Annotated in this window: 3 protein-coding genes and 1 pseudogene; 3 read left to right on the top strand and 1 reads right to left on the bottom strand. The window is 62.2% G+C overall.

Annotated features, from left to right (window positions below):
- From ACTHJR_RS12190 to ACTHJR_RS12200, 3 genes are all read left to right on the top strand, one after another.
- On the top strand, positions 1–1,127 hold a 1,127-nt coding region (locus ACTHJR_RS12190; protein ID WP_440523486.1), incomplete at its 5' end, for a leucyl aminopeptidase.
- Positions 1,124–1,576, top strand: a complete 453-nt coding sequence (locus tag ACTHJR_RS12195; protein ID WP_440523488.1) for a DNA polymerase III subunit chi — start codon at positions 1,124–1,126, stop codon at positions 1,574–1,576. The genes ACTHJR_RS12190 and ACTHJR_RS12195, both read left to right, overlap by 4 nt.
- 153 nt (positions 1,577–1,729) lie before the next feature.
- Positions 1,730–2,284: a hypothetical protein gene (locus ACTHJR_RS12200; RefSeq protein ID WP_440523489.1), complete on the top strand. Its 555-nt coding sequence runs from the start codon at positions 1,730–1,732 to the stop codon at positions 2,282–2,284.
- 17 nt (positions 2,285–2,301) lie between these two features.
- Here the strand turns inward: ACTHJR_RS12200 and ACTHJR_RS12205 are convergent.
- A pseudogene (locus tag ACTHJR_RS12205) lies at positions 2,302–2,884 on the bottom strand (ABC transporter ATP-binding protein); the annotation flags it as partial.

The raw sequence follows: 2,884 nt of genomic DNA on the forward strand, positions 1-2,884 counted from the left end.
CGTCGGTGGCCGCCGGCGTCAGGCTGCGTGCCTACAAATTCGATCGTTACAAAACCAAAAAGAAGGACGGCGATGACGCGGCGCTGCATGCCGATGTCTCGATCGCCGTCGGCGACGTCGCCGCGGCGAAGAAGGCATTCGCGCCGGACAATCATGTCGTCGATGGCGTCGTCATTGCGCGCGACCTCGTGAACGAACCGCCGAACGTGCTGTATCCGGAAGAGTTCGCGCGGCGTGCCAGCCGCTTGCGAAAGGTCGGGGTCGGCATCGACGTGCTCGACGTCAAGGCGATGACGAAACTCGGCATGGGCGCGCTGCTGGGCGTCGGGCAGGGCTCCTCGCGGCCGAGCCGCACGGTCATCATGCGCTGGAACGGCGGAAAAAAAGGCGAACCGCCGGTTGCCTTCGTCGGCAAGGGCGTCTGTTTCGATACTGGCGGCATCTCGATCAAGTCGGCCGGCGGGATGGAGGAGATGAAGGGCGATATGGGTGGCGCGGCCTGTGTGGTCGGCCTGATGCATGCGCTCGCCGCCCGCAAGGCGAAGGTCAATGCCATTGGTGCGATCGGCCTTGTCGAGAATATGCCCGACGGCAATGCGCAGCGGCCGGGCGATATCGTGACCTCGATGTCCGGCCAGACCATCGAGATCATCAATACCGACGCCGAGGGGCGGCTCGTTCTCGCCGACGTGCTGTGGTACGTGGCGAAAAAATTCAAACCGAAGTTCATGGTCGATCTGGCAACTCTGACTGGTGCGATCATGGTCGCGCTTGGCACTGAGCATGCAGGTCTGTTCTCCAATAACGATCAGCTGTCGGAACGCTTGACCAAGGTCGGTGCGGAAACGGGGGAGCGCGTCTGGCGCATGCCGCTGGCGCCCGAATACGACAAGCTGATCGACTCGCAGTTCGCCGACATGAAGAATACCGGCGGGCGCTATGGCGGCTCGATCACGGCGGCGCAGTTCCTGCAGCGGTTTGTCGACGACACGCCCTGGGCGCATCTCGACATCGCGGGAACGGCGATGGGAGCTCCGAAAACCGACATTAACCAGAGCTGGGGGTCGGGATTTGGTGTTCGTCTGCTGGATCGCCTGGTGGCGGAGTATTACGAAGCACGGCGATGACCGAAGTTCTGTTCTATCACCTGCAGAACATGTCGATCGAAAACGTTCTGCCGCCGCTGCTCGAAAAGACCTTCGAGCGGGGTTGGCGGGCGGTCATCCATACGACCTCGGAGGAGCGCGTCGAAGCACTCGACGCGCACCTGTGGACCTATCGCGATGACTCGTTTTTGCCGCATGCGACATGGCGGATCGAGGATGTGAGCGAGCAGCCCATCGTGCTGACGGTCAACAGCGAGAACCCCAATCGGGCTACCGTCAGGTTCCTGATCGATAACGCCCCGCTACCGGAAGATTCCGAAAGTTACGAACGGCTTGTGCTTGTCTTCAATGGCGATGACGACGTCGCGCTCGAGACGGCGCGAACCGTCTGGACCGACTGCAAATCGCGTGGGTTCGACGTAACCTATTGGCAGGCCGACGAGCGCGGGCGCTGGCAACGCCGCCAATAGTGATATATTGAAATTTAATTATATTTGGGGCTTTCTGATCCAATTTCGCAGTTAGTCATGGTCGTGCCCCAAATTGGTGTTGGGACAGGCCCTTAAGACAGGCCGGGAACAGAGTTCGCCGTGGGACAGCCGAAATCTCATCGAAAAACGTGGATGTTGCTGCTTTTGGTGGCGCCGCTCGTGTCGGGCTGTGGCAGCGCGTCCGACATGTTTTCGTCCGACCTCCTGTCCAAGGATGCCGACTGGTTTTCGCGGTCGGGCCGGGTGTTCATGAAGAACGTCTCCATCGAGACGCCGCCGCTTACGCCCGACAAGCCGGTGACCCCGGATGATCTCATCAGCGCCGACGGTCTCTGCCCCGGGATGGCGCCACCGATAGGTGCGGGTGAATCCAGCGCGCTTTCGGATGGCGCTGCGGCCGCTCCGACAACGCCACCGCCCGCTACACCTGCGCCGGCAACCGGCACCGTGGCATTGGGGCATACCGAATGCGACGTGACGCGCGGCATCGGCGCGCCGGACAACGTCAATATTTCCAACAACCCGCGCGGCGACCGCCTTGCCGTTCTGACGTGGTTGAAAGGACCGCGCGCTGGCATCTACACGTTTACAGCAGGACGTCTGTCCTCGATCGAGCGGGCGCCCGAGCCTGTTGCGCCGCCCAAGCCGGAGCGGCCGGTCAAAAGGAAAAAGCGCGCGCCAACCTGAACGCGGCGCTGATTTTCTCAACTCGCCGTTTCGTCGTAGGACGTGCTGGCTTCGAGCCATTCCTCTTCAGCGCGTTGTAGTGCAGTTGCGGCGCTGGCGCGCGCCTTGCCGAGTTGCGCGGCCTGCTTCGGATCGCGCTTGAATAGATCCGGCAGCGCCAGCGCGACGTCGATCTTGGCGATGATCGCGGTGATGCGCTCGATCTCGGCTTCCGCCTTCGCGATCCTTTGTTTCGGCGCAACGCGTCTTTCGGTCTTTTCCCGCTGCGGCTTTTCTATGTCGTTGCGCCGTTCGGAGGCGTCGCGTTCACGCGCGCCGCGCGCCGATAGCACGGTGCGGCGGTAATCGTCGAGATCGCCATCGTACGGTGTCACGGCCCGCTCGGCGACGACCCAGAGCCGGTCGGCGCAAGATTCGATCAGATAACGATCGTGCGAGACCATGATCACGGCGCCCGGAAATTCGTTGATCGCCTCGGCCAGCGCGGCGCGGCTGTCGATATCGAGATGGTTGGTGGGTTCGTCGAGGATGATCATGTTCGGCGCGAAGAATGTCGCGAGCCCAAGCAGCAGGCGCGCTTTTTCTCCGCCCGACAGGCTT

Origin of the sequence: Sphingomonas sp. (assembly GCF_051962185.1) — a bacterium.
GTDB lineage: Bacteria > Pseudomonadota > Alphaproteobacteria > Sphingomonadales > Sphingomonadaceae > Sphingomonas.

Coding starts and splice junctions, on each gene's coding strand:
- ACTHJR_RS12195 (WP_440523488.1), top strand. CDS start 1,124: ATGACCGAAGTTCTGTTCTATCACCTGCAGAACATGTCGATCGAAAAC.
- ACTHJR_RS12200 (WP_440523489.1), top strand. CDS start 1,730: ATGTTGCTGCTTTTGGTGGCGCCGCTCGTGTCGGGCTGTGGCAGCGCG.